This is a genomic window from Pseudomonas sp. S3(2024) (genome assembly GCF_036861315.1).
Classification (GTDB): Bacteria; Pseudomonadota; Gammaproteobacteria; order Pseudomonadales; family Pseudomonadaceae; genus Aquipseudomonas; species Aquipseudomonas putida_A.
Window position 1 is genome coordinate 1 of record NZ_JAZAQQ010000001.1, and the last position, 21,033, is coordinate 21,033.

The 21,033-nt window shown below is 60.6% G+C and carries 22 protein-coding genes; 12 read left to right on the top strand and 10 right to left on the bottom strand.

Annotated elements, in window-relative coordinates; all coding sequences use genetic code 11:
• Positions 1 to 123: 123 nt before the first annotated feature.
• Positions 124 to 582 carry an REP-associated tyrosine transposase gene (locus tag VLA07_RS00005; protein WP_330207344.1) on the bottom strand — a complete coding sequence of 153 codons (459 nt, stop codon included), beginning with the start codon at positions 580 to 582 and terminating at the stop codon, positions 124 to 126.
• A gap of 210 nt (positions 583 to 792) precedes the next feature.
• On the bottom strand, positions 793 to 1,233 hold the full coding sequence (locus VLA07_RS00010) for a GlcG/HbpS family heme-binding protein (protein WP_095139405.1): 441 nt from the start codon (positions 1,231 to 1,233) through the stop codon (positions 793 to 795).
• Positions 1,234 to 1,502: 269 nt separating this feature from the next.
• Between VLA07_RS00010 and gcl the strand changes: the two genes are divergently transcribed.
• The 8 genes from gcl (at position 1,503) to VLA07_RS00050 (ending at position 11,163) form a co-directional block, all read left to right on the top strand.
• Positions 1,503 to 3,278 (top strand): glyoxylate carboligase, encoded by a 1,776-nt coding sequence (gene gcl, locus VLA07_RS00015; protein ID WP_103369708.1) that lies wholly within the window; start codon positions 1,503 to 1,505, stop codon positions 3,276 to 3,278.
• 177 nt (positions 3,279 to 3,455) lie between these two features.
• Positions 3,456 to 4,238, top strand: coding sequence for a hydroxypyruvate isomerase (hyi, locus tag VLA07_RS00020; protein ID WP_096796235.1), 783 nt, complete (start codon positions 3,456 to 3,458; stop codon positions 4,236 to 4,238).
• Positions 4,239 to 4,400: 162 nt separating this feature from the next.
• The gene (locus VLA07_RS00025; protein WP_003222962.1) at positions 4,401 to 5,294 is read left to right on the top strand and encodes a 2-hydroxy-3-oxopropionate reductase; all 894 of its coding nucleotides are present in this window, start codon (positions 4,401 to 4,403) and stop codon (positions 5,292 to 5,294) included.
• Positions 5,295 to 5,464: 170 nt separating this feature from the next.
• Positions 5,465 to 6,739 (top strand): glycerate kinase type-2 family protein, encoded by a 1,275-nt coding sequence (locus VLA07_RS00030; RefSeq protein WP_096796236.1) that lies wholly within the window; start codon positions 5,465 to 5,467, stop codon positions 6,737 to 6,739.
• Positions 6,736 to 8,151: a pyruvate kinase gene (gene pyk, locus VLA07_RS00035; protein ID WP_150367866.1), complete on the top strand. Its 1,416-nt coding sequence runs from the start codon at positions 6,736 to 6,738 to the stop codon at positions 8,149 to 8,151. Before VLA07_RS00030 ends, pyk begins: the two co-directional genes overlap by 4 nt.
• Before the next feature lie 147 nt (positions 8,152 to 8,298).
• Complete coding sequence (locus tag VLA07_RS00040; protein ID WP_333988187.1) at positions 8,299 to 9,213, top strand: urea transporter; 915 nt, start codon at positions 8,299 to 8,301, stop codon at positions 9,211 to 9,213.
• Positions 9,214 to 9,234: 21 nt separating this feature from the next.
• Positions 9,235 to 10,059 carry an ion transporter gene (locus VLA07_RS00045; RefSeq protein WP_103369706.1) on the top strand — a complete coding sequence of 275 codons (825 nt, stop codon included), beginning with the start codon at positions 9,235 to 9,237 and terminating at the stop codon, positions 10,057 to 10,059.
• 105 nt (positions 10,060 to 10,164) lie between these two features.
• Entirely contained in the window at positions 10,165 to 11,163 is a 999-nt protein-coding gene (locus VLA07_RS00050; protein ID WP_027613937.1) for a sulfate ABC transporter substrate-binding protein, read from the top strand.
• Positions 11,164 to 11,348: 185 nt separating this feature from the next.
• Here the strand turns inward: VLA07_RS00050 and VLA07_RS00055 are convergent, their stop codons facing one another.
• Positions 11,349 to 11,969, bottom strand: a complete 621-nt coding sequence (locus tag VLA07_RS00055) for a DUF5666 domain-containing protein (RefSeq protein ID WP_333988188.1) — start codon at positions 11,967 to 11,969, stop codon at positions 11,349 to 11,351.
• 243 nt (positions 11,970 to 12,212) lie between these two features.
• Between VLA07_RS00055 and VLA07_RS00060 the strand changes: the two genes are divergently transcribed.
• Complete coding sequence (locus tag VLA07_RS00060) at positions 12,213 to 13,400, top strand: MFS transporter (RefSeq protein WP_333988189.1); 1,188 nt, start codon at positions 12,213 to 12,215, stop codon at positions 13,398 to 13,400.
• 58 nt (positions 13,401 to 13,458) lie between these two features.
• On the opposite strand, the gene VLA07_RS00065 is transcribed toward VLA07_RS00060, so the two are convergent.
• Together VLA07_RS00065 and VLA07_RS00070 are read right to left on the bottom strand one after the other, a co-directional pair.
• Complete coding sequence (locus tag VLA07_RS00065; RefSeq protein WP_333988190.1) at positions 13,459 to 13,863, bottom strand: type II toxin-antitoxin system HicB family antitoxin; 405 nt, start codon at positions 13,861 to 13,863, stop codon at positions 13,459 to 13,461.
• Positions 13,863 to 14,075: a type II toxin-antitoxin system HicA family toxin gene (locus VLA07_RS00070; RefSeq protein WP_027613935.1), complete on the bottom strand. Its 213-nt coding sequence runs from the start codon at positions 14,073 to 14,075 to the stop codon at positions 13,863 to 13,865. Before VLA07_RS00070 ends, VLA07_RS00065 begins: the two co-directional genes overlap by 1 nt.
• 267 nt (positions 14,076 to 14,342) lie before the next feature.
• Here VLA07_RS00070 and VLA07_RS00075 point away from each other — a divergent pair, with 267 nt between their 5' ends.
• The 3 genes from VLA07_RS00075 (at position 14,343) to VLA07_RS00085 (ending at position 16,354) form a co-directional block, all read left to right on the top strand.
• A complete protein-coding gene (locus VLA07_RS00075) occupies positions 14,343 to 15,230 on the top strand; it encodes a LysR family transcriptional regulator (RefSeq protein WP_333988191.1) in 888 nt (295 codons plus the stop codon).
• 84 nt (positions 15,231 to 15,314) lie between these two features.
• Positions 15,315 to 15,782 carry a helix-turn-helix domain-containing protein gene (locus tag VLA07_RS00080; RefSeq protein WP_047599956.1) on the top strand — a complete coding sequence of 156 codons (468 nt, stop codon included), beginning with the start codon at positions 15,315 to 15,317 and terminating at the stop codon, positions 15,780 to 15,782.
• A complete protein-coding gene (locus VLA07_RS00085) occupies positions 15,779 to 16,354 on the top strand; it encodes a PIN domain-containing protein (RefSeq protein ID WP_333988192.1) in 576 nt (191 codons plus the stop codon). The genes VLA07_RS00080 and VLA07_RS00085 overlap by 4 nt, the downstream gene beginning before the upstream one ends.
• A gap of 58 nt (positions 16,355 to 16,412) precedes the next feature.
• Here VLA07_RS00085 and VLA07_RS00090 read toward each other — a convergent pair whose 3' ends face one another.
• Genes VLA07_RS00090 through VLA07_RS00110 form a run of 5 tightly spaced genes read right to left on the bottom strand, consistent with a single transcriptional unit; the run spans position 16,413 to position 21,032 of the window.
• A complete protein-coding gene (locus VLA07_RS00090; RefSeq protein ID WP_134785764.1) occupies positions 16,413 to 16,817 on the bottom strand; it encodes a hypothetical protein in 405 nt (134 codons plus the stop codon).
• A 27-nt stretch (positions 16,818 to 16,844) separates the two neighbouring features.
• Positions 16,845 to 18,047: a c-type cytochrome biogenesis protein CcmI gene (gene ccmI / locus VLA07_RS00095; RefSeq protein ID WP_333988193.1), complete on the bottom strand. Its 1,203-nt coding sequence runs from the start codon at positions 18,045 to 18,047 to the stop codon at positions 16,845 to 16,847.
• Positions 18,044 to 18,514, bottom strand: a complete 471-nt coding sequence (locus VLA07_RS00100) for a cytochrome c-type biogenesis protein (protein WP_333988194.1) — start codon at positions 18,512 to 18,514, stop codon at positions 18,044 to 18,046. Before VLA07_RS00100 ends, ccmI begins: the two co-directional genes overlap by 4 nt.
• A complete protein-coding gene (locus VLA07_RS00105; protein WP_115990409.1) occupies positions 18,511 to 19,047 on the bottom strand; it encodes a DsbE family thiol:disulfide interchange protein in 537 nt (178 codons plus the stop codon). Before VLA07_RS00105 ends, VLA07_RS00100 begins: the two co-directional genes overlap by 4 nt.
• The gene (locus tag VLA07_RS00110) at positions 19,044 to 21,032 is read right to left on the bottom strand and encodes a heme lyase CcmF/NrfE family subunit (RefSeq protein WP_115990410.1); all 1,989 of its coding nucleotides are present in this window, start codon (positions 21,030 to 21,032) and stop codon (positions 19,044 to 19,046) included. The genes VLA07_RS00105 and VLA07_RS00110 overlap by 4 nt, the downstream gene beginning before the upstream one ends.
• Between the last annotated feature and the right edge of the window lies 1 nt (position 21,033).

Sequence of the window (21,033 nt, forward strand, 5' to 3'; positions counted from 1 at the left end):
TCTGCCTCGAACCAATTGCCGCCTGCGCTGTTTGAGCAGCAGGCGGCCTAATACTCCTACGGAGTGGTTTAAAAAAACTGAACCACTACAGCCTGCTCGCGATCGAGGCAACACGGTTTCGGCTCAAACCCAAATCGCATCCCACAGCGGATAGTCGCCAAGCCTCTCCACCAGTCCAGCCCGCAATGGGTTGGCGACGACATACCTTGCCATCTTCACTAAATCCTCCTCCCGCCGCAGTGCCCGGTCATGAAACCCTCTTTGCCAGAGGCCAATATTTCTACCGGTAGCCTGATTCACCGCTTTGGTACTCAGCGATTTGGTCTTTTGCATCAGTTCGCTCAAAGACCCGCTCTGCAATTCGATTAACCAATGAAAATGATCCGGCATCACCACCCACGCCAGTGAGTTCGCCAAGCCGAGATCTTGTGCACGGCGAAATTGATGAACCACCAATCGACCCAAAGCAAAATCGGCAAAGACCGGTTTGCGATCAAGTGTGTTGGTTGTCAGTAGATAGATTCGATTGGGCTCGGCATAACGTCCGGCTCGCAATCGATGTGCAGCGGGAAAATCCGGCATTCCTTTGCCTCCCATGATCAGGTCATGAGAAGGCTAGCTCGGTGATTTCAAATGGTTGGGCAGACTGTTGGCAGGATGTGTCAGATAGATAGCTATCGCGAGCAGGCTCACTCCTACAGGGGTTTGTGGTGTTCAGACATTTTGTGTCCAACCAAGATCCCTTGTAGGAGTGAGCCTGCTCGCGATAGCGGTTAATCAATCAACGCAGATTCAAGCCGCCACCCCCGCATCCGCCCTCAAATCCAGCGCCTCCACCGCTTTGATCGCCACCTGCTCATCAATATCCGACAGATCGCCGCTAATGCCGATCGCCCCCAGCACATTCCCCGCCTGATCACGAATCAACACCCCGCCCGGGGCGGGGACGACGCTGCCCTGGCCCATGCTGTTGAGTGCGGCGATGAAGGCCGGGCGTTGTTGGGCGTCCAGCGCCAGCAAGCGTGAGCCCTTGCCCAAAGCGATGGCGCCCCAGGCTTTGCCGATGGCGATGTTCGGGCGCAGCAGACTGGCGCCGTCTTCGCGTTGCAAGGTGATCAGGTGTCCGCCGGTATCGAGTACCGCGATGGTCAGCGGCGCGGCGTTGATCTCGCGCCCCGCGCTGATGGCTTCGCTGACCAGGTTGACTGCGACTTTCAAGGTTAAAGCGCTCATGGTGCCGTCCTCATTTTGTTATTGGGAAAGTCGTGGGACTGCGCTCAAGTGCCGCAGGCCGATGCCACAAATAGAACACAATGAATTATTTTTTTGTATACAATAATTCTCGAAAAGCGCCACATGCGACGAAAAGCCACAGCAGAACCGGGCTTTCGACGAATGAAACAGGCGCTTGAGAAAATGGATTGACCTGCGCCGTCCGCCGTGAATACACTCTGCGCAAAGCCACTTGTATACAATTACAAAACGTAAAGAGGCACAAAACCATGAGCAAAATGAGAGCAATCGAAGCCGCCGTTCTGGTGATGCGCCGTGAAGGGGTTGATACCGCTTTTGGCATTCCGGGTGCTGCGATCAACCCGCTGTACTCCGCCTTGCAGAAAGTCGGTGGCATCGATCACGTCCTCGCTCGCCACGTCGAAGGCGCGTCGCACATGGCCGAGGGTTACACCCGCACCAAGGCCGGCAACATCGGCGTGTGCATCGGTACGTCCGGCCCTGCCGGTACCGACATGGTCACCGGGCTCTACAGCGCCTCGGCCGACTCGATTCCGATCCTCTGCATTACCGGCCAGGCACCCCGCGCCCGTATGCACAAGGAAGACTTCCAGGCGGTCGACATCACCAGCATCGTCAAGCCCGTCACCAAGTGGGCGACCACCGTTCTGGAGCCGGGCCAGGTGCCCTACGCGTTCCAGAAAGCCTTCTACGAAATGCGCTCCGGCCGTCCAGGCCCGGTGCTGATCGACCTGCCGTTCGACGTGCAGATGGCTGAAATCGAATTCGACATCGACGCCTACCAGCCATTGCCGCTGGCCAAGCCAACCGCGACCCGCATTCAGGTCGAGAAGGCTCTGGCCCTGCTTGATCAGGCCGAGCGTCCATTGCTGGTGGCCGGTGGCGGCATCATCAACGCCGACGCCAGCGATCTGCTGGTGGAGTTCGCCGAGCTGACCGGTATTCCGGTGATCCCGACCCTGATGGGCTGGGGCACCATTCCGGACGATCACCCGCTGATGGTCGGCATGGTCGGTCTGCAGACGTCGCACCGTTACGGCAACGCCACGCTGCTGAAATCCGACGTGGTACTGGGTATCGGTAACCGTTGGGCCAACCGCCACACCGGTTCGGTGGATGTCTACACCGAAGGCCGCAAGTTCATTCACGTTGACATCGAAGGCACGCAGATCGGCCGCGTGTTCACTCCGGATCTGGGCATCGTCTCCGACGCCGCTGCCGCGCTGACCGTGTTCATCGAAGTCGCCCGTGAATGGCAAGCCGCCGGCAAGCTGAAAAACCGTAGCGCCTGGCTGCAGGATTGCCAGCAGCGCAAGGCCAGCCTGCAGCGCAAGACCCACTTCGACAACGTGCCGGTCAAGCCGCAGCGCGTTTACGAAGAGATGAACCAGGTGTTCGGCAAAGACACCTGCTACGTCAGCACCATCGGTCTGTCGCAGATTGCCGGCGCGCAGTTCCTGCACGTCTACAAGCCGCGTCACTGGATCAACTGCGGTCAGGCCGGCCCGTTGGGCTGGACCATTCCGGCAGCGCTGGGCGTGGTCAAGGCCGATCCGAGCCGGAAAGTCGTGGCCCTGTCGGGGGACTATGACTTCCAGTTCATGATCGAGGAGCTGGCGGTCGGCGCTCAGTTCAAACTGCCTTACATCCACGTCGTGGTGAACAACTCGTACCTGGGGCTGATCCGTCAGGCCCAGCGCGGGTTCGAAATGGACTACTGCGTGCAGCTGTCCTTCGATAACCTGAACGCGCCGGAACTCAACGGTTACGGTGTCGACCACATCGCAGTCGCCGAAGGCCTCGGCTGTAAAGCCCTGCGGGTGTTCGAACCGTCGGAAATCGCCCCTGCCCTGCGCAAGGCCGAACAAATGATCGAAGAGTTCAAGGTACCGGTGATTGTCGAGATCATCCTGGAGCGTGTGACCAACATCTCCATGGGGACCGAGATCAACGCCGTCAACGAATTCGAAGACCTGGCGCTGGTCGGCAACGACGCGCCAACGGCGATTTCGTTGCTCGACTGAACGTAACTGGCTCCCTCTCCCTCCGGGAGAGGGCTGGGGTGAGGGAGCGATTTTGTGTCGTTCGGGGAATTTGGGGCCAACCCTGATTCCCCCCTCACCCTAACCCTCTCCCCCTGGAGAGGGGACTGATTGGGTTTAGTCTGACCACCCGCGTCAAAACCGTTTTAGGAGACCACCATGCCGCGTTTCGCTGCCAACCTGTCCATGCTGTTCACCGAACAGGATTTCCTTGCCCGTTTCGACGCCGCCGCCAAGGCCGGTTTCAGTGGTGTGGAATACCTGTTCCCGTACGACTTCAGCTCTGCCGAAATCAAGGCCAGGCTCGATGCCAACGGTCTGACCCAAGTGCTGTTCAACCTGCCGGCCGGTGACTGGGCCAAGGGCGAGCGCGGAATCGCGTGTCTGCCGGATCGCGTTGAAGAGTTCCGCGCCGGGGTCGATCTGGCGATTGCCTACGCGCAAGTGCTGGGCAACACCCAGGTCAACTGCCTGGCCGGTATCCGTCCGCAAGGCGTGGACGATGCCACCGTGGAAAAAACCTTCGTCGCCAACCTCAAATATGCAGCCGACAAGCTGCAGGCGGCGGGTATCAAACTGGTGATGGAAGCGATCAACACCCGCGACATCCCGGGCTTCTACCTGAACAACACGGCGCAAGCCCTGTCGATTCGCGAGCAGGTCGGCAGCGCCAATCTGTTCCTGCAATACGACATCTATCACATGCAAATCATGGAAGGCGATCTGGCTCGCACCCTGCAATCGCACCTGGCCGAGATCAACCACGTGCAGCTCGCGGACAACCCGGGGCGCAACGAACCGGGCACCGGTGAAATCAACTACCGGTTCCTGTTCGAACACCTGGATCGCATTGGTTATCAGGGTTGGGTGGGTTGCGAATACAAGCCGCTGACCACCACTGAAGCGGGTCTTGGCTGGTTGAAAACCCACAACGCCATTTAAGAACACTGCAAAAAAACCTGTGGGAGCGGGCTTGCTCGCGAATGCGGTGGTTCAGTCAACACGGATATTGAATGTTCCACCGCATTCGCGAGCAAGCCCGCTCCCACCCAAAGCAACACCCCCTATTTCGCTTGAGCAAGACAAAAACAAGAGGATTTTCTCATGGCTAAAATCGGATTTATCGGCACCGGCATCATGGGCCACCCAATGGCTTCGAACCTGCAGAAAGCCGGTCACAGCCTGTTCCTGTCGGCGCACCACGACGCCGCTCCAGCCGACCTGGTGGCCGCTGGCGCGGTCGCCCTGGCCAACCCGCGCGAAGTGGCGCAGGAAGCTGAATTCATCATCGTCATGGTGCCGGACACCCCGCAGGTCGACGACGTGCTGTTCCGCGCCGACGGCGTTGCTGCCGGCATCGGCAAAGGCAAAGTCGTGATCGACATGAGCTCGATCTCGCCGACCGCCACCAAGGCTTTCGCCAAGAAGATCAACGAAAAAGGCGCGCAATACCTCGACGCCCCGGTATCCGGTGGGGAAGTCGGCGCCAAGGCTGCAACCCTGAGCATCATGGTCGGTGGCGACGCCGATGCCTTCGAACGCGCACTGCCGCTGTTCCAGGCCATGGGCAAGAACATCACTCTGGTCGGTGGCAACGGCGACGGTCAGACCGCCAAAGTGGCGAACCAGATCATCGTCGCGCTGAACATTCAGGCCGTGGCTGAAGCGCTGCTGTTCGCCTCGAAAAACGGCGCTGATCCAGCCAAGGTGCGTGAAGCGCTGATGGGCGGTTTCGCTTCGTCGAAGATCCTCGAAGTGCACGGCGAGCGCATGATCAAAGGCACCTTCGATCCGGGCTTCCGTATCAGCCTGCACCAGAAGGACCTGAACCTGGCCCTGCAAGGCGCCAAGGAGCTGAACATCAACCTGCCGAACACCGCCAACGCCCAGCAAGTGTTCAGCACCTGCGCGGCGATCGGTGGCAGCAACTGGGACCACTCGGCGCTGATCAAGGGTCTGGAACACATGGCCAACTTCTCGATTCGCGACAAAAAATAATCTGCGCTTCTGGCTCGCTCCCTGTGGGAGCGGGCTTGCCCGCGATGGCATCGACTCGGTCCGTCTGAATGACCGCGGCGCCTGAATCGCTGGCAAGCCAGCTCCCACAAGGATCGCGTCGCTGCACCGTTGTCGTTCCATCCCAATAACAAGAATTCCGGGAGCCCGCCATGTCGGTCGATCCGCAACAACTGCTGCGCGAGCTGTTTGCCACAGCCATCGACGCGGCCCATCCGAACCAGGTCCTCGAAGCCCATCTGCCCGCCGATCGCACGGGTCGGGTGATCGTCATCGGCGCTGGCAAGGCCGCAGCCGCCATGGCCCAGGTGGTCGAGCGCTGCTGGCAGGGTGAAGTATCCGGTCTGGTGGTGACCCGTTACGGTCACGGCGCTCCGTGCGAAAAAATCGAAGTGGTCGAAGCCGCGCATCCGGTACCGGACGCCGCCGGCCTGGCCGTGGCCAAACGCGTGCTGGAACTGGTCAGCAATCTGACTGAAGACGACCGCGTGATCTTCCTGCTCTCCGGTGGCGGTTCTGCCCTGCTCGCGCTGCCAGCCGAAGGCATCACCCTGGCCGACAAGCAGTCGATCAACAAAGCCCTGCTTAAATCCGGCGCGACCATCGGCGAGATGAACTGCGTGCGCAAGCACCTCTCGGCGATCAAGGGCGGCCGCCTCGGCAAGGCTTGCTGGCCTGCCACCGTCTACACCTACGCAATTTCCGATGTACCGGGCGACCTCGCCACGGTCATCGCCTCCGGCCCGACCGTGGCCGACCCGAGCACTTCGGCCGAAGCGCTGGCGATCCTCAAACGCTACAACATCGAAGTCCCGGCGACGGTGCGCAACTGGCTGCAAAGCCCGGAATCGGAAACCGTCAAACCCGGTGATCCGAGCCTGGCCCGCAGCCATTTCCAGTTGATCGCCCGCCCGCAGCAATCGCTGGATGCCGCGGCGGTGAAATGCCGTCAGGCCGGTTTCAGCACCCTGATCCTCGGCGACCTCGAAGGTGAATCCCGCGAGGTGGCGAAAGTCCACGCCGGCATTGCTCGGCAGATCATCAATCATGGTCAGCCGTTGGCGGCGCCGTGCGTGATTCTTTCCGGCGGCGAAACCACGGTCACCGTGCGCGGCAATGGTCGCGGCGGGCGCAACGCCGAATTCCTCCTGAGCCTGACCGACAGCCTCAAGGGCCAGCCCGGCGTTTACGCGCTGGCCGGCGACACCGACGGCATCGACGGTTCGGAAGACAACGCCGGCGCAATCATGACCCCGGACAGCTACGCCCGCGCCGCCGCCCTCGGTTTGAGCGCCAGCGACGAGCTGGATAACAACAACGGTTACGGCTACTTCGAGGCGCTCGATGCGCTGATCGTCACCGAGCCGACCCGCACCAACGTCAACGACTTCCGCGCCATCCTGATCCTTGAGAACTGCAAATCATGACGCCTGATAAAAAGGTCAAAATCCTCGCCACCCTCGGGCCTGCCGTCGATGGCATCGAAGACATCCGTGAACTGGTCGAGGCCGGGGTCAATATCTTCCGCCTGAACTTCAGCCACGGCGATCACGCCGACCACGCCAAGCGCTATCAGTGGATCCGCGAAGTCGAACGCCAGCTCAACTATCCGCTGGGCATTCTGATGGATTTGCAGGGGCCGAAACTGCGCGTCGGCAAGTTCGCCGACGGCAAGGTGCAGCTGCATCGTGGTCAGGCGTTCCGCCTCGATCTGGACGCCACACCGGGCGATGAACGCCGGGTGAATCTGCCGCATCCGGAGATCATTGCCGCGCTGGAAGCCGGCATGGATCTGCTGCTGGATGACGGCAAACTGCGCCTGCGCGTGGTCAGCAAATACTCCGACGCGATCGACACCACCGTGCTCAACGGCGGCGAACTGTCGGACCGCAAAGGCGTGAACGTGCCGCAAGCGGTACTTGAACTGAGCCCGCTGACCGCCAAGGATCGCCGCGATCTGAGCTTCGGTCTGGAGCTGGGCGTGGACTGGGTGGCGCTGTCGTTCGTGCAACGTCCGCAAGACATTCTCGAGGCCCGCGAACTGATCGGCGACAAGGCGTTCCTGATGGCGAAAATCGAGAAGCCGTCGGCGGTTGAACAACTGCGCGAAATCGCCGAGCTGAGCGACGCGATCATGGTCGCTCGCGGCGATCTCGGTGTCGAAGTGCCGGCGGAAAGCGTGCCGCAGATCCAGAAGAACATCATCAGCACCTGCCGCGAACTCGGCAAACCGGTGGTGGTGGCGACGCAGATGCTCGAATCGATGCGCTTCTCCCCGGCACCGACCCGTGCTGAAGTCACTGACGTGGCCAACGCTGTGGCTGAAGGCGCGGATGCAGTGATGCTCTCGGCCGAAACCGCGTCCGGCGAATACCCGCTGGAAGCGGTGCAGATGATGAGCAAAATCATTCGCCAAGTGGAAAACGGCCCGGATTATCAGACCCAACTCGATGTCAGCCGACCGAAAGCCGAAGCGACGGTGTCCGATGCCATCAGTTGCGCGATCCGCCGCATCAGCAACGTGCTGCCGGTGGCGGTGCTGGTCAACTACAGCGAGTCGGGCGCTTCGACGTTGCGTGCCGCGCGGGAACGGCCGAAAGCGCCGATCCTCAACCTGACGCCGAACCTGCAGACGGCACGACGTTTGAGCGTGGCGTGGGGCATTCATTCGGTGGTCAACGATCGCCTGCGTCAGGTCGATGAAGTGTGTTCGACCGCGCTGGAAATCGCTCAGGCGCAAGGCATGGCCGAGCGTGGCGATACGTTGCTGATCACTGCGGGGGTGCCGTTCGGGCAGCCTGGTTCGACTAACTCGCTACGGATTGAAACATTGATTTAGCGCCTGTACCGGCCTCTTCGCGAGCAGGCTCGCTCCCACAGTTGATTTGTGTGCATCACAAACTCAATGACTGAACAAAGATTCAATGTGGGAGCCAGCCTGCTGGCGAAGAAGGCAACTCGGTTTCACTGACTTTCAGAACTGCCCATGCCTGCCAATCATTTCAACACCCACTGCCCCGACTGGGCCGAGGCTTTGCTCAACGGTTTCAGTCAGATATTCCTTCAGCGCCACCCGCTATGCGGCCTGTTGTGCCTGCTGGCGATCCTGCTCACTGCGCCGGTGCTGTTTGCCGGCGCGCTGCTCGGGGCGGTCGCTGGACTGCTCACCGCACAGCGACGTAACTATGCCAAGGCGGATCGTCAGGCCGGATTGTTCAGTTACAACGGCGTGCTGCTCGGTTTGTTGCTGAGCCTGTATTTCCCCTGGTCACCGCTGCTGCCGCCGCTGATTCTGGCCGCTGGCGGGCTGAGCGCGATGCTCACTCAGCAGTGGCTCAAACACGTGTACCGCAGTCGATCGATACCGGCTTATACCTCGCCGTTCGTGGCAATCGGCTGGATTTTGCTGCTGTTCGCCGAGCCGTCCGCGCCGACAGCGCACATCGAGATGAACACGCTGAACCTGCTCGCCGCAGAACTGCGTGGATTAGGTCAGGTGATGTTCCTCGATCATCCGCTGGCCGGTGCGTTGATCGGCATTGGCTTGCTGATCGCTGATCGCCGGGCGTTCTGCTGGGCGCTGCTGGCGTCGGCCATCGGTCTCGCATCCAGTCTGCTGCACCACGAAACCGCTGCTGCATTGCTGGGACTGGGCAGTTACAACGCGGTACTCGCCGCCCTCGCCTTCAGTGCGCAGCGCCAGCAACCGTGGCTGTCGCTGCTGGGCATCGTCCTTGCGCTGCTGGTCACCCCGCTGTTCGTCGCTCTCGGTCTGGCGACGCTGACCGCGCCGTTCATCCTCGCTTGCTGGCTGATCCGCGCCGGGATCCAGATGCTTGGCAAAGCGGCCGTCGACGCCACGCCTTGCGCACAGGGGGACAATCAACCTAGGCTGCGCTGATCTTCAATTCAGGCGTTATCCATGGACAGCAGCAACAGTTGGCGCGAACGGCTTTACGTGATGATTTTCCAGAGCGACACCCTCGCCGGGCGGCGCTTCGACGGCACCTTGCTGTTGATCATCCTTGCCAGCCTGGTGGTGGTGATGCTCGACAGCATCGACAGCATTCACCAGAACTACGCCAATGTGCTGGCCTACATCGAGTGGGGTTTCACCGTCATTTTTCTCGGTGAATACATCCTGCGCCTGTATTGCTCACCGAAACCGTTGCGCTACGCCTTCAGTTTCTACGGACTGGTGGATCTGCTGGCGATCGTACCGGGAATTCTGGCGCTGTATTACAGCGATGCGCAGTACCTGCTGATCATCCGCATCATCCGGATGCTGCGGATCTTTCGCGTGCTCAAGCTCAGCCCGTACCTCAAGCAAGCCAACTACCTGATGTCGGCGCTACGTGGCAGCAAGCAGAAGATCGTGGTGTTTCTGGTCAGCGTCTGCACCCTGGTGACGGTGTTCGGCACCCTGATGTACGTGATCGAAGGCCCGGAACATGGCTTCACCAGCATCCCCAAAGGCATCTATTGGGCTATCGTGACGTTGACCACCGTCGGCTTCGGCGACATCGTGCCGAAGACCCCGCTGGGTCAGGTGATTTCGTCGCTGGTGATGATCACCGGTTACTCGATCATCGCCGTGCCCACCGGAATTTTCACTGCAGAACTGGCCAACGCCATGCGCGGCGAACAGCTGCAACATGACTGCCCGGTGTGCAAGAAAAACAGCCATGAACAGAACGCAGCGTTTTGCTCGCGGTGCGGCAGTCAGCTGTTTAAGAAAGTGGAATAAGCACAGAGCTTTTTAATCTTTAAACGACTATGCCAGCCCGGCTATAGTCGCTGGCAAAACGGTATCACCCCCGACCGTTATCACCGACACAACAAGGAATGCGCAGTGAAAAAACTCTTTGGCGCCTCACTTCTCGCCGCCGGTCTTGCCTTTGGCAGCGTGGCTCAAGCCGCACCGACCCTGCTCAACGTCTCGTATGACGTGATGCGCGATTTCTACAAGGACTACAACACTGCGTTCCAGAAACACTGGCAGGCCGAGCACAACGAAAACATCACCGTGCAAATGTCCTTCGGCGGTTCGAGCAAGCAGGCGCGTTCGGTGATCGACGGCCTGCCGGCTGACGTCATCACCATGAACATGGCGACCGACATCAACGCCCTCGCCGACAACGGCAAACTGGTGCCGGAAAACTGGGTCAGCCGCCTGCCGAACAACAGCGCACCGTTCACCTCGGCCACCGTGTTCATCGTCCGCAAAGGCAACCCGAAAGCCCTGAAAGACTGGCCGGACCTGCTCAAGGACGGCGTGCAAGTGATCGTGCCGAACCCGAAAACTTCGGGCAACGGCCGCTACACCTACCTCTCGGCCTGGGGCTACGTGCTGAAAAATGGCGGTGACGAGAACAAGGCCAAGGACTTCGTCGGCAAACTGTTCAAGCAAGCGCCAGTGCTCGATACCGGTGGCCGCGCCGCGACCACCACGTTCATGACCAACCAGATCGGCGACGTGCTGGTCACCTTCGAGAACGAAGCCGAGATGATCGCTCGCGAGTTCGGTCGCGATCAGTTCGAGGTGATCTACCCAAGCGTCTCCGCCGAGGCCGAACCACCGGTGTCGGTGGTCGACAAAGTGGTCGACAAAAAAGGCACCCGCGCCGCCGCCGATGAATACCTGAAATATCTGTGGTCGCCGGAAGGTCAGGAAATCGCCGCCGCCAACTACCTGCGTCCACGGGACCCGGCGGTACTGGCGAAGTACACCGACCGTTTCCCGAAAGTCGACTTCCTGTCGGTGGAGAAAACCTTCGGCGACTGGCGTTCGGTGCAGAAGACCCACTTCAATGATGGCGGAATCTTTGATCAGATTTATACCGGCCAGTAAGGCTTAGGCCGTAACGAAAAAGGCGACCTCTACAGGTCGCCTTTTTTGTGGGCATTGGAAATCACCACACTTCCCCCTGTGGGAGCGGGCTTGCTCGCGAAGGTGGTGTGTCAGATACATGTATTTGACTGACACACCGCCTTCGCGAGCAAGCCCGCTCCCACAGGGGATTGTTTGTCAGCCAGTTACATCGGCGGGGTCACGCCATCCTTGCCGGCGGAAATCGATTGCGCGGTCAACGTGCCGTCTGCGTCCTGGGTCACGAAGCTGACAATCTTCACCCCGACCTTGAGCAAGCTGCGATCCCCCGGCGTCAGGTTGACGATCGGCACGTCCTCCGGCACCAGGATCTTTTGCTGCCCGCCCTTGTAGTTGACGGTCAGTACCCGGCCATTGCTGACCACCAGATCACCGACACTGCCATTGGTCATGCTGCTGCCCTTGGCCAGGTCGAATGGCCGATGACCGTCACCGCTGCCGGCCAGTTCCGGCGGGAATACGTGCACTTCCATTGCCTTGAGCGTGCCATCTTCCTGCGGCATGGCGGCCGAGCCAATGTAGCTGCCGGGTTTGATGTCTTCGATATTCGCCAGCGTGACGGCACGCACCTTGGTGTCCGCAGTCAACCGGATCACCACGTTCTCGCCGCTGTTGACGTGGACTTTCAGCGAATCGGCGCTGACCCCGGTGATCTCGCCGCGCACGCCGAAACGCATGCCCGGGGCATCGGCGGCCTGCACCGCAGTGGCACTGAGCAGGCCAATCAAGGCAATCGTGGTGGTGTGACGCAGCAGCTGGCGCAACATGGCAATCCTCCGGTGATGAACAGTAAAAGCGCAGCGGTAAACATAAGCACGCTATCGAAGAAGATGTAAGTGAATGTATCATCTGCCCTCCCCGGCCGGACGCAAGGTTCGCCGATGGACGACACCGCCGCTGAAGCCAATCATTCCGCAACGGAATAACTGATATCGATACAAGGCTTCTACCGCCGCTTCGGTGCGTCCCTTAGCCTCACCGCATTCCCTTTCGCTGGATCGAGAAACCTTATGAACGCCACAACTCACGCAATGACCCGAGGCATGGTGCTGCTGTTCGCCTTCTGCTGCGGCGCAATCGTCGCCAACATCTACTACGCGCAACCGATCATCGGGCTGATCGCGCCGGACATCGGTCTCTCCGACACCATGGCCAGCTTCATCGTCTCGCTGACGCAGATCGGTTATGCGCTGGGCCTGTTCTTCCTGGTGCCGCTGGGCGACCTGCTGGAAAACCGCCGGCTGATGATCATCACCACCGTGGTGGCGATTGCCAGCCTGCTCGGTGCAGCGTTCACCAGCCAGCCGAATGTGTTTTTGCTGATCTCGTTGCTGGTGGGTTTCAGTTCGGTGTCGGTGCAGATCCTGATTCCGCTGGCCGCGCATCTGGCGCCGGAAGAATCCCGTGGCCGGGTGGTCGGCGGGATCATGGGCGGCCTGCTGCTGGGCATCCTGCTGGCGCGGCCGGTGTCGAGCGTAGTGGCTGACCATTTCGGCTGGCGCGCGATGTTCATGATTGCCGCGGCGTTGATGGCCGCGATCAGCATGGTGCTGGCGTTGACCGTGCCCAAGCGTCAACCGGATCACAGCGCTTCCTACGGCCAGTTGCTCGGCTCGCTGTGGACCCTGCTGCGCCAGCAACCGGTGCTGCGTCAGCGGGCGTTTTATCAGGGCTGCATGTTCGCCACCTTCAGCCTGTTCTGGACAGCGGTGCCACTGGAACTGGCGCGCAACCATGGCCTGTCGCAAAGCGAGATTGCGATCTTCGCGCTGGTCGGTGCCATCGGTGCCATCGCCGCGCCGATCAGCGGACGCCTGGCTGACGCCGGCCACACCCGCATCGCTTCGCTGCTGGCCATGCTGTTCGCCAGCCTGAGCTTCCTACCGGCCTTCATTCACCCGGCCTACAGCGTCATCGGCCTGGCGGTGACCGGCGTGGTACTGGACTTCTGCGTGCAGATGAACATGGTTCTCGGCCAGCGCGCGGTCTATTCGCTGGACGCCAAAAGCCGTGGTCGCCTCAACGCGCTGTACATGACCAGCATCTTCATCGGCGGTGCTTTCGGCTCGTCGGTCGCCAGTGCGGTGTATGAGCATGGCGGCTGGTTGTGGATCGTGATTGTCGGTAGCGCGTTCCCGCTGCTGGCGTTGTTGCGGTTCCTGAGTGCGTCGCAGCGTGGTGCTTTGGCAACGGCCTAAGATGTCGAGCAAGCTCGCTCCCACAGGTTGCTCACTGGGCCTGTGAGAGCGATGACGCTTAATACCGAACCAGCTTCTCCATCGCCGCATCTGCCAGAAACGAAGAGCGGCTTTTGACATTGTGTTCACGCACATAACGATCGATGCGCTGGATCACATAGCCTGGCAACGTCACGTTGACCTTCTCGGTCTTGCCCATGTACGGCGAGATATCCAGCTCGAGCATCCCCCAGCCCATGTCGGCAAACTCCGGATTATTGCGATGCGCCGCTGCCGACGTCGGCATCGGAATCGATTCCCCGTCCGCCGCCATCTCCTGCAACATGAGATGGGCGACTTCAACGGCTGCGTTATAGGCGGCCTCGAAAGTGTCCCCGGCCGTGACGGCGCCGGGAATGTCAGGTATCTGAATACCGATGGCGGTGTTGTCGTCACCCCATTCGATGCAGATCGGATATTGCATTATGGATCTCCCTTGTAGCTGGCTGGCGGGTGGTATAACCCGGCACGCCTCCTGATGCTTTTGACCGTCCCCAGCGGCAAATCCTTTTTAGGGTGAGGAACGGGAATGGTGTACGGGTTGTAACGATGCGTGAAGATGTGATGACTGCCGGTGACTCGATCCAGCGTCCAGCCTGCCTCCTCCAGCTCCTTGATCAATAGCCTGCTTTGCACCTGGCGCCTCCTTGCTTCGGCCGAGTAAAAGTAACTCTAGAGTTATCTTTACTCAAGCACATAAATCTGCAGGACGACGTTTGGTTGTTTTACCGCATGTGATTGAATGGACGCGGATTACACTCAGCACCCAATTCCCTGTGGGAGCGGGCCTGCTCGCGAAGGCGTTGGATCAGCCAATACATGTGCTGAATGTCAGACCGCTTTCGCGAGCAAGCCCGCTCCCACAAGGGGACTACGACAACTTTCAGATTTGCAGGAAAACTGATGGACCGCCTCGCCGCCATGGAAACCTTCGTCTACGTGGTCGAAACCGGCTCGTTTTCCGCCGCCGCCCGACGGCTGAATATCGGCCAGCCCGCCGTGTCGAAAACCATCGCTCAGCTGGAAAAACGCCTGGCTGTAAGCCTGTTGCTGCGCTCGACCCGCGGCCTGACCCCGACCGAAGCCGGACTCGCGTTTTTCGAGCGGGCCAGGCGTGCCATTGATGAAGCCAACGAAGCCGATAACGCCGCCCGTGGCAGCGCCAGCGGTTTAAGCGGCAACCTGCGCATCAGCGCTGCGGTGACTTTCGGTCGCCTGCACGTCGTGCCGCAGCTGGGGCCGTTTCTCGAACAGCATCCACAGCTGAACATCGACCTGATGCTCGATGACCGCAATATCAATCTGGTCGAAGAAGGCATCGATGTCGCCCTGCGCATGGGCCCGCTCAGCGACTCCAGCCTCACCGCGCGCAAGATCGCCGACTGCCGCCGCGTGGTGCTTGGCAGCCCGGCCTACTTCGCCCGCCACGGCGAGCCGAGCTGTCCTGCCGACCTTAATCAGCATCAAGGCATCGTCTACAACCTCAGCGGCGGCGCCACCTGGACCTTCACCCAAGGCAGCGAACAGCAGACGCAAACCCTGACCGGCCGCCTGCGTGTCAGCGCCGCCGAGGGTTTGCGTGCAGCCGTGCTGGCCGATCAGGGCCTGACCATCGCCTCGCAATGGATGTTCGCTCCGGAGCTGGCAAGCGGCGCGGTCAGGGCGGTGATGAGTGACTGGGTATTGCCGGATCAGGACTTGTGGGCGGTGTTTCCCACTGGGCGGATGGTCAGTGCGAAGGCGCGGGTGTTTGTGGAATACATGGAAAATTTGCTGACACACCTGAACTGAACCGGCTTCTGTTTCGTTTATTGCGATTTTCGTTTAATTCGAATAACGTTCCAGCATCCTCTCTTCAGAATGCTGGAATTCATTATGTCGATCGTCCTTCACCCCTCTCTCAACCTCCCGGTGGAGCGCGAAGTCAAAGCCGCAATTGAAGGCAAACGCGCGCTCGCCGCCTACCTGGCGACCCAATTCGAAACACAGCACATCCAGATTTTCGACGAACAGAACCAGGCGCATCAGGTCGAGCTGCCGACCTCGGCATTACAACTGCTGATGGATATTCTGGCGGCGCTGGCCGAGGGCAACGCAGTCAAAGTCGTACCGGTGCATGCCGAGCTGACCACTCAGGAAGCCGCCGACCTGCTCAACGTCTCACGCCCGCACCTGATAAAACTGCTGGAAAGTGGCGAGTTGTCCTACCACAAAACCGGCAAGCACCGACGTGTGCGTTTCGCCGATTTGATGGACTATAAAACCCGGCGCGATACCGCCAGCGAGCAGGCAATGGCGCTTCTCGCGGAGCAGGCACAGGCGTTAAGGACAGGATACGAGTGAGGCATTCACCTTTCACCGCTGTATACGATGCATGTGTTTTGTACCCCGCCCCATTGAGAGACTTCCTGATGTGGCTCGCGCTATCGGGGCGATTTCGGGCCCGATGGACTCAGCAGATTCACCGCGAATGGAAACGCAATTTATTGAAAAACCGAACCGATCTGACGATAGAGCAACTGGATCGCACTTCCGAGCTTATGGACCGTGCGATCCCGGATGCCTGTGTCTACGATTTTGAAGACCTGATCACCGGACTTTCCTTACCCGATACCAACGACCGCCATGTACTGGCTGCAGCCATACGCTGTGGCGCTGGGGTGATCGTCACGTTCAATCTGAAAGATTTTCCCGATGCCTGCCTCGCCCCCTATGGCGTCGAGGCCCAACACCCTGATGAGTTTGTCGAAAACCTGTTTCACCTTGATCCGGCAGCAGTTATCGCTGCAGCGCAACGGCAGCGCCAACAACTTAAATTGCCGCCAATAGCCGTTGAGCCGTTTCTGGATCTTTTGCAGCGACAGGGATTGGTTGAGTCAGTTCGGGCGCTAAGCGCCTATCGTGCGATTCTCTGAATAATCATTTTGTGAACACCAGACAAACAAACGGCGATCCAGAGATCGCCGTTTTTCATTACTGCCCGAACTGTTTGCCCAATCCCGGCGGTACGCCGTGGATATCGGTGTCTTCCCAAGGGCCGTTGGGGCTGACGGAGCGAGTCCAGCCGTTGTTCCAGCGGAAGTAGGTGCGCTGGCGGTAGAAGGTGTTGGGCTGGTCGTCGAGGACGTAGACGCCGAGCTTCTGGTCCCAGTGGCTGTTGCCGCCCGGTGGTGGGGCGAAGCTGGCTGAGGTGCGTGGGACTGGTTTGGACGGTTTGGCCGGGATGCTTTTGCCCGGGGTCGGCGAGGTCGATGGGGTCGGGCTTGGTTGTGACGGCGGGATCGGTGGCAGGTTGGTGGTCGGTTCCGGTCGGTGCACCGCACATGCGCTCATGCTCAAGGCCAATGTGATGACGGAGATGCGGGCGAGGCTGTGCATGGCGGTGCTTTCCTGTGGGTTCCGGGGTTATTTGTCGGGGCTGTCGATGGTCAGTGTTTGCGGCGAGGTGGTGCTGCTGGCCAGCGGGCCGCTGCGACCTACCCACTCCCCGGCGGTTGGCTGACCGGCGCGAGAGATGCGTGCAACCAGTTGGACTTCAGGAAAGTTCGACAGTTTCAACTGCGGCATCATCGCGTCGGCATCGCCCAGTTCGACAGTGACCGGCAGATCGGCCACGGTCAGACGCTTGGCCGCCAGCGGTGCCGGTGGGCCGGAAACGGCGCGGGCGAAGATGAACACGCTGTCGCCCGGTTGCACCTTGCCTTTGAGTTCGCTGGCCAGATCGACACGCACCTTGAGCAGTGCGGCAACCTTGGCGGCCGGCGCGGCGGCGACCTTGCCGCCACTGGCTTGCAGACGCTCGGTGGCTCGCTCGATCCCGCCCTGCAAGGCGGCGCGGGAGTTGTCGCCCTCTGGCAACTGCGCCAGCAACCGGTTCCAATAGTCGATTGCCTGCTGATAACGCTCACCCTCGAACGCGGCGATGCCGAGCAGGCCGAGGCTGGTGACTTCTTTCGGATCGGCTTTCAGCGCTTCATCGGTCAGGGCCTGGATCTTCTCCGACCACTTTTTGCCATCGGCGAAATACTGCGCCTGCGCCCACTGGCCGAGCAGCTCCGGCTGGCGACCCGCAAGGTTGGCGGCGCGCTCAAACATCTTGGCCGCGTCCGCCGGACGATCCTGGGCCATGTAGGTGCGCCCGAGGAAGTACAGGCCTTCCGCCGAATCCGGTTGCGCGGCGACGGCACGCTCCAGACGCCGGGTCATCTCTTCCATCGACTGCGGCGCCTGGGCGAACTCGCGGGTCAGCTCGACTTTATCGGCAGCGCCGAAATGCAGGTACAGACCCAAGCCCAACACTGGCACCAGCACCGCTGCCAACAACGGCAACGGCTTGCCCAGTTTCGACACACGCGGTGCGGCAACGCCTTCGGTATCGGCGAGCAGCTCACGCGCCGCTTCCGCGCGCCCGCTGTCCATTTGCGCGGCATCGAGTACGCCTTCAGCCTGCTGCGCTTGCAGCTCGGCCACGCGCTCCTGATACAGCGCCACGTTCAGGGCAGTTCGATCCTCTTCACGCTGGGCGCGACGGCCACGCAAAACCGGGATCAGCAGAAAACTCAGGGCGACCAGAAGCAACAGCCCTGCGGCAAGCCAGAAATCAATCATTCTTGGTTTTTATCCAACAGTTGGTCGAGGCGCTGACGCTCTTCGGTGGACAGCGATGGCGGGGTCTCGGTGCGTTGCGCGCGGCGTCGGCGAACGATCACTGCGATCACCACCAGACCGCCGAACAACAGGCCGGCCGGGCCGAACCACAGCAAGGCTGTCTTTGCATTGAGCGCCGGTTTGTAGCGGACGAAATCACCGTAGCGATCGACCATGAAATCGATGATCTGCTGATTGTCCTTGCCCTCGCCGAGCATGCGGAAAATCTCTTTGCGCAGGTCGGCGGCAATCGGTGCATTGGAGTCGGCGATGTCCTGGTTCTGGCACTTGGGGCAGCGCAGTTCCTTGGTCAGTTCACGAAAGCGCTCGCGATCACCTTCCTTGGCGAACTCGTAGGTGTCGATCGCGGCATGCGCCACACCGGCCAGACTCAGGCCCAAGACCATGGCAGCGATAAAGCGCTTCATGGCTTGGCCTCATCGACCAGCGCCTGATATTTGGCTGCGAGTTTTTCGCGCCAGACCTGCTCGTCGATCACCCCGACGTACTTGTCGCGGATGATGCCCTTGGCGTCGATGAAGAAGGTTTCCGGCGCGCCGTACACGCCGAGGTTGAGGCCCAGCGAACCTTCGTCGTCACGGATATCCAGCGAGTACGGGTTGTGGAATTCGGCCAGCCACTTCAACGCATCGGCGTTGGTGTCCTTGTAGTTGATGCCGTAGATCACCACACCGCGCTCGGCCAGTTTGTTCAGCACCGGGTGCTCGACCCGGCAGGAAATGCACCAGGTGCCCCAGACGTTGACCAGTGCCGGTTTGCCGAGAATGTCAGCCTTGGTCAGGTTCTTGTCGCCCTGCACGTTCGGCAGGCTGAACTCCGGGAATGGCTTGTTGATCATCGCCGACGGCAGCTCCGCCGGATCGAGGTACAGACCGCGATACAGAAACACCGCCACCAGCAGGAAAATCGCCAGGGGTACCAGCATCAACCAACGTCTCATGCAGCCGCTCCTTGCAGGCCGAGGGCTTCACGCACCCGGGCTTTGACCTTGACTCGATAACGCCGATCCAGCGCCGCCAGCAATCCGCCCAGACCGGTCAGCAAACCGCCGAACCAGATCCAGCGCACGAACGGTTTGACGTGAACCCGTACCGCCCACGCGCCGTTTTCCAGCGGCTCGCCCAGTGCAACATAGAGATCGCGGGTGAAACCGGCATCGATCCCGGCCTCGGTCATCATCGAACTCTGCACGGTGTACAGGCGTTTTTCCGGGTGCAGCACGCTGATTTCCTTGCCGTCGCGGATCACCCGGATGGTGCCCTTGTCGGAGGTGAAGTTCGGCCCTTCGAAGTGCTTGGCACCTTCGAAAACAAACTGATAACCGGCCAGGGACATCGATTCGCCCGGCGCCAGACGCAGGTCGCGCTCGGCACTGTTCTGACTCGACAGCACCACGCCGAGGGCGCACACGGCGATGCCCAAGTGCGCGATCTGCATGCCCCAGTAGCTGCGGGTCAGGGTTGGCAGACCTTTGATCAGGCCCTTGTGGCGAGTCTTGTCGAAGATGTCGCGCACCCCGGCGAGCAACACCCACGCGGCGAGCAGGAACGTCGCGATCACCGCCCAGTTGAAATCGCCGTAAGCGACACCAGCCACCACGGCCAATGCGACACTGCCGAGCAACACCGGGGTCAGCATGTTCGCCAGCCACTTCACCGGGGTGTCCTTCCAACGCACGATCACGCCGACCGCCATCACCACCATCAGCAACGCCATCAACGGGATGAACAACGCGTTGAAGTACGGTGGGCCAACCGACAGTTTGGCGCCGCTCAAGGCATCGAGAATCAGCGGATACAGGGTGCCGAGCAGAATCATCGACGCCGCCACCACCAGCACCAGGTTGTTGCCCAGCAGCAGGGTTTCCCGCGACCACAGGTTGAAGCCGACCTGGCTCTTGACCACCGGAGCGCGCAACGCAAACAGCGTCAGCGAACCGCCGACCACGAACAGCAGGAAGATCAGAATGAACACGCCGCGCTCAGGGTCCGAGGCAAACGCATGTACCGAAGTCAGCACGCCGGAGCGCACGAGGAACGTACCGAGCAGGCTCAACGAAAATGCGGCAATCGCCAGCAACACCGTCCAGCTCTTGAACACGCCACGTTTTTCCGTGACCGCCAACGAGTGGATCAGTGCGGTGCCGACCAGCCATGGCATGAACGAGGCGTTTTCCACCGGGTCCCAGAACCACCAGCCGCCCCAGCCGAGTTCGTAGTACGCCCACCATGAACCGAGGGTGATGCCGATGCCGAGGAAGGCCCAGGCGACAATCGTCCAAGGGCGCGACCAGCGTGCCCACGCGGCGTCGAGACGACCACCGAGCAGTGCAGCGATGGCGAAGGCGAACGCCACCGAGAAGCCGACGTACCCCATGTAGAGCATCGGCGGATGCACAATCAGGCCGATGTCTTGCAAAAGCGGATTGAGGTCACGCCCGTCGGCCGGAATCTGCGGCAGAATTCGCGAGAACGGGTTGGAGGTGAGGATCAGAAACAACAGGAAACCGGTGCTGATCATGCCCATCACCGCCAGCACACGGGCGAGCATGACTTGCGGCAACTGCCGGGAGAATACCGACACGGCGAAAGTCCAGCCACCGAGGATCAACGCCCACAGCAGCAGCGAACCTTCGTGGGCGCCCCACACCGCGCTGAACTTGTAGTACCACGGCAAGGCGCTGTTGGAGTTCATCGCCACATAACCGACCGAGAAATCGTCGGTCATGAACGCGTAGGTCAGGCAACCGAAGGCAAACAACAGGAACGCAAACTGGCCCCACGCTGCCGGCTGGGCCAGGCCCATCCACATACGATCGCCGCGCCACGCACCGAACAGCGGCACCACGGCCTGCACCAGCGCAAAACACAGCGCCAGAATCATCGCCAGATGGCCGAGTTCGGGAATAAACAGTGCAGAAGTCATC

What these genes read in the sequence shown, in the direction of transcription:
- VLA07_RS00030 (WP_096796236.1), top strand. Translation starts at nt 5,465, where the DNA reads ATGTCGGTCGATCCGCAACAACTGCTGCGCGAGCTGTTTGCCACAGCC.
- VLA07_RS00100 (WP_333988194.1), bottom strand. Translation starts at nt 18,514, where the DNA reads ATGAAGCGCTTTATCGCTGCCATGGTCTTGGGCCTGAGTCTGGCCGGT.
- gcl (WP_103369708.1), top strand. Translation starts at nt 1,503, where the DNA reads ATGAGCAAAATGAGAGCAATCGAAGCCGCCGTTCTGGTGATGCGCCGT.
- pyk (WP_150367866.1), top strand. Translation starts at nt 6,736, where the DNA reads ATGACGCCTGATAAAAAGGTCAAAATCCTCGCCACCCTCGGGCCTGCC.
- VLA07_RS00045 (WP_103369706.1), top strand. Translation starts at nt 9,235, where the DNA reads ATGGACAGCAGCAACAGTTGGCGCGAACGGCTTTACGTGATGATTTTC.
- hyi (WP_096796235.1), top strand. Translation starts at nt 3,456, where the DNA reads ATGCCGCGTTTCGCTGCCAACCTGTCCATGCTGTTCACCGAACAGGAT.
- VLA07_RS00065 (WP_333988190.1), bottom strand. Translation starts at nt 13,863, where the DNA reads ATGCAATATCCGATCTGCATCGAATGGGGTGACGACAACACCGCCATC.
- VLA07_RS00090 (WP_134785764.1), bottom strand. Translation starts at nt 16,817, where the DNA reads ATGCACAGCCTCGCCCGCATCTCCGTCATCACATTGGCCTTGAGCATG.
- VLA07_RS00055 (WP_333988188.1), bottom strand. Translation starts at nt 11,969, where the DNA reads ATGTTGCGCCAGCTGCTGCGTCACACCACCACGATTGCCTTGATTGGC.
- VLA07_RS00040 (WP_333988187.1), top strand. Translation starts at nt 8,299, where the DNA reads ATGCCTGCCAATCATTTCAACACCCACTGCCCCGACTGGGCCGAGGCT.
- ccmI (WP_333988193.1), bottom strand. Translation starts at nt 18,047, where the DNA reads ATGATTGATTTCTGGCTTGCCGCAGGGCTGTTGCTTCTGGTCGCCCTG.
- VLA07_RS00060 (WP_333988189.1), top strand. Translation starts at nt 12,213, where the DNA reads ATGAACGCCACAACTCACGCAATGACCCGAGGCATGGTGCTGCTGTTC.
- VLA07_RS00110 (WP_115990410.1), bottom strand. Translation starts at nt 21,032, where the DNA reads ATGACTTCTGCACTGTTTATTCCCGAACTCGGCCATCTGGCGATGATT.
- VLA07_RS00105 (WP_115990409.1), bottom strand. Translation starts at nt 19,047, where the DNA reads ATGAGACGTTGGTTGATGCTGGTACCCCTGGCGATTTTCCTGCTGGTG.
- VLA07_RS00005 (WP_330207344.1), bottom strand. Translation starts at nt 582, where the DNA reads ATGCCGGATTTTCCCGCTGCACATCGATTGCGAGCCGGACGTTATGCC.
- VLA07_RS00080 (WP_047599956.1), top strand. Translation starts at nt 15,315, where the DNA reads ATGTCGATCGTCCTTCACCCCTCTCTCAACCTCCCGGTGGAGCGCGAA.
- VLA07_RS00075 (WP_333988191.1), top strand. Translation starts at nt 14,343, where the DNA reads ATGGACCGCCTCGCCGCCATGGAAACCTTCGTCTACGTGGTCGAAACC.
- VLA07_RS00025 (WP_003222962.1), top strand. Translation starts at nt 4,401, where the DNA reads ATGGCTAAAATCGGATTTATCGGCACCGGCATCATGGGCCACCCAATG.
- VLA07_RS00010 (WP_095139405.1), bottom strand. Translation starts at nt 1,233, where the DNA reads ATGAGCGCTTTAACCTTGAAAGTCGCAGTCAACCTGGTCAGCGAAGCC.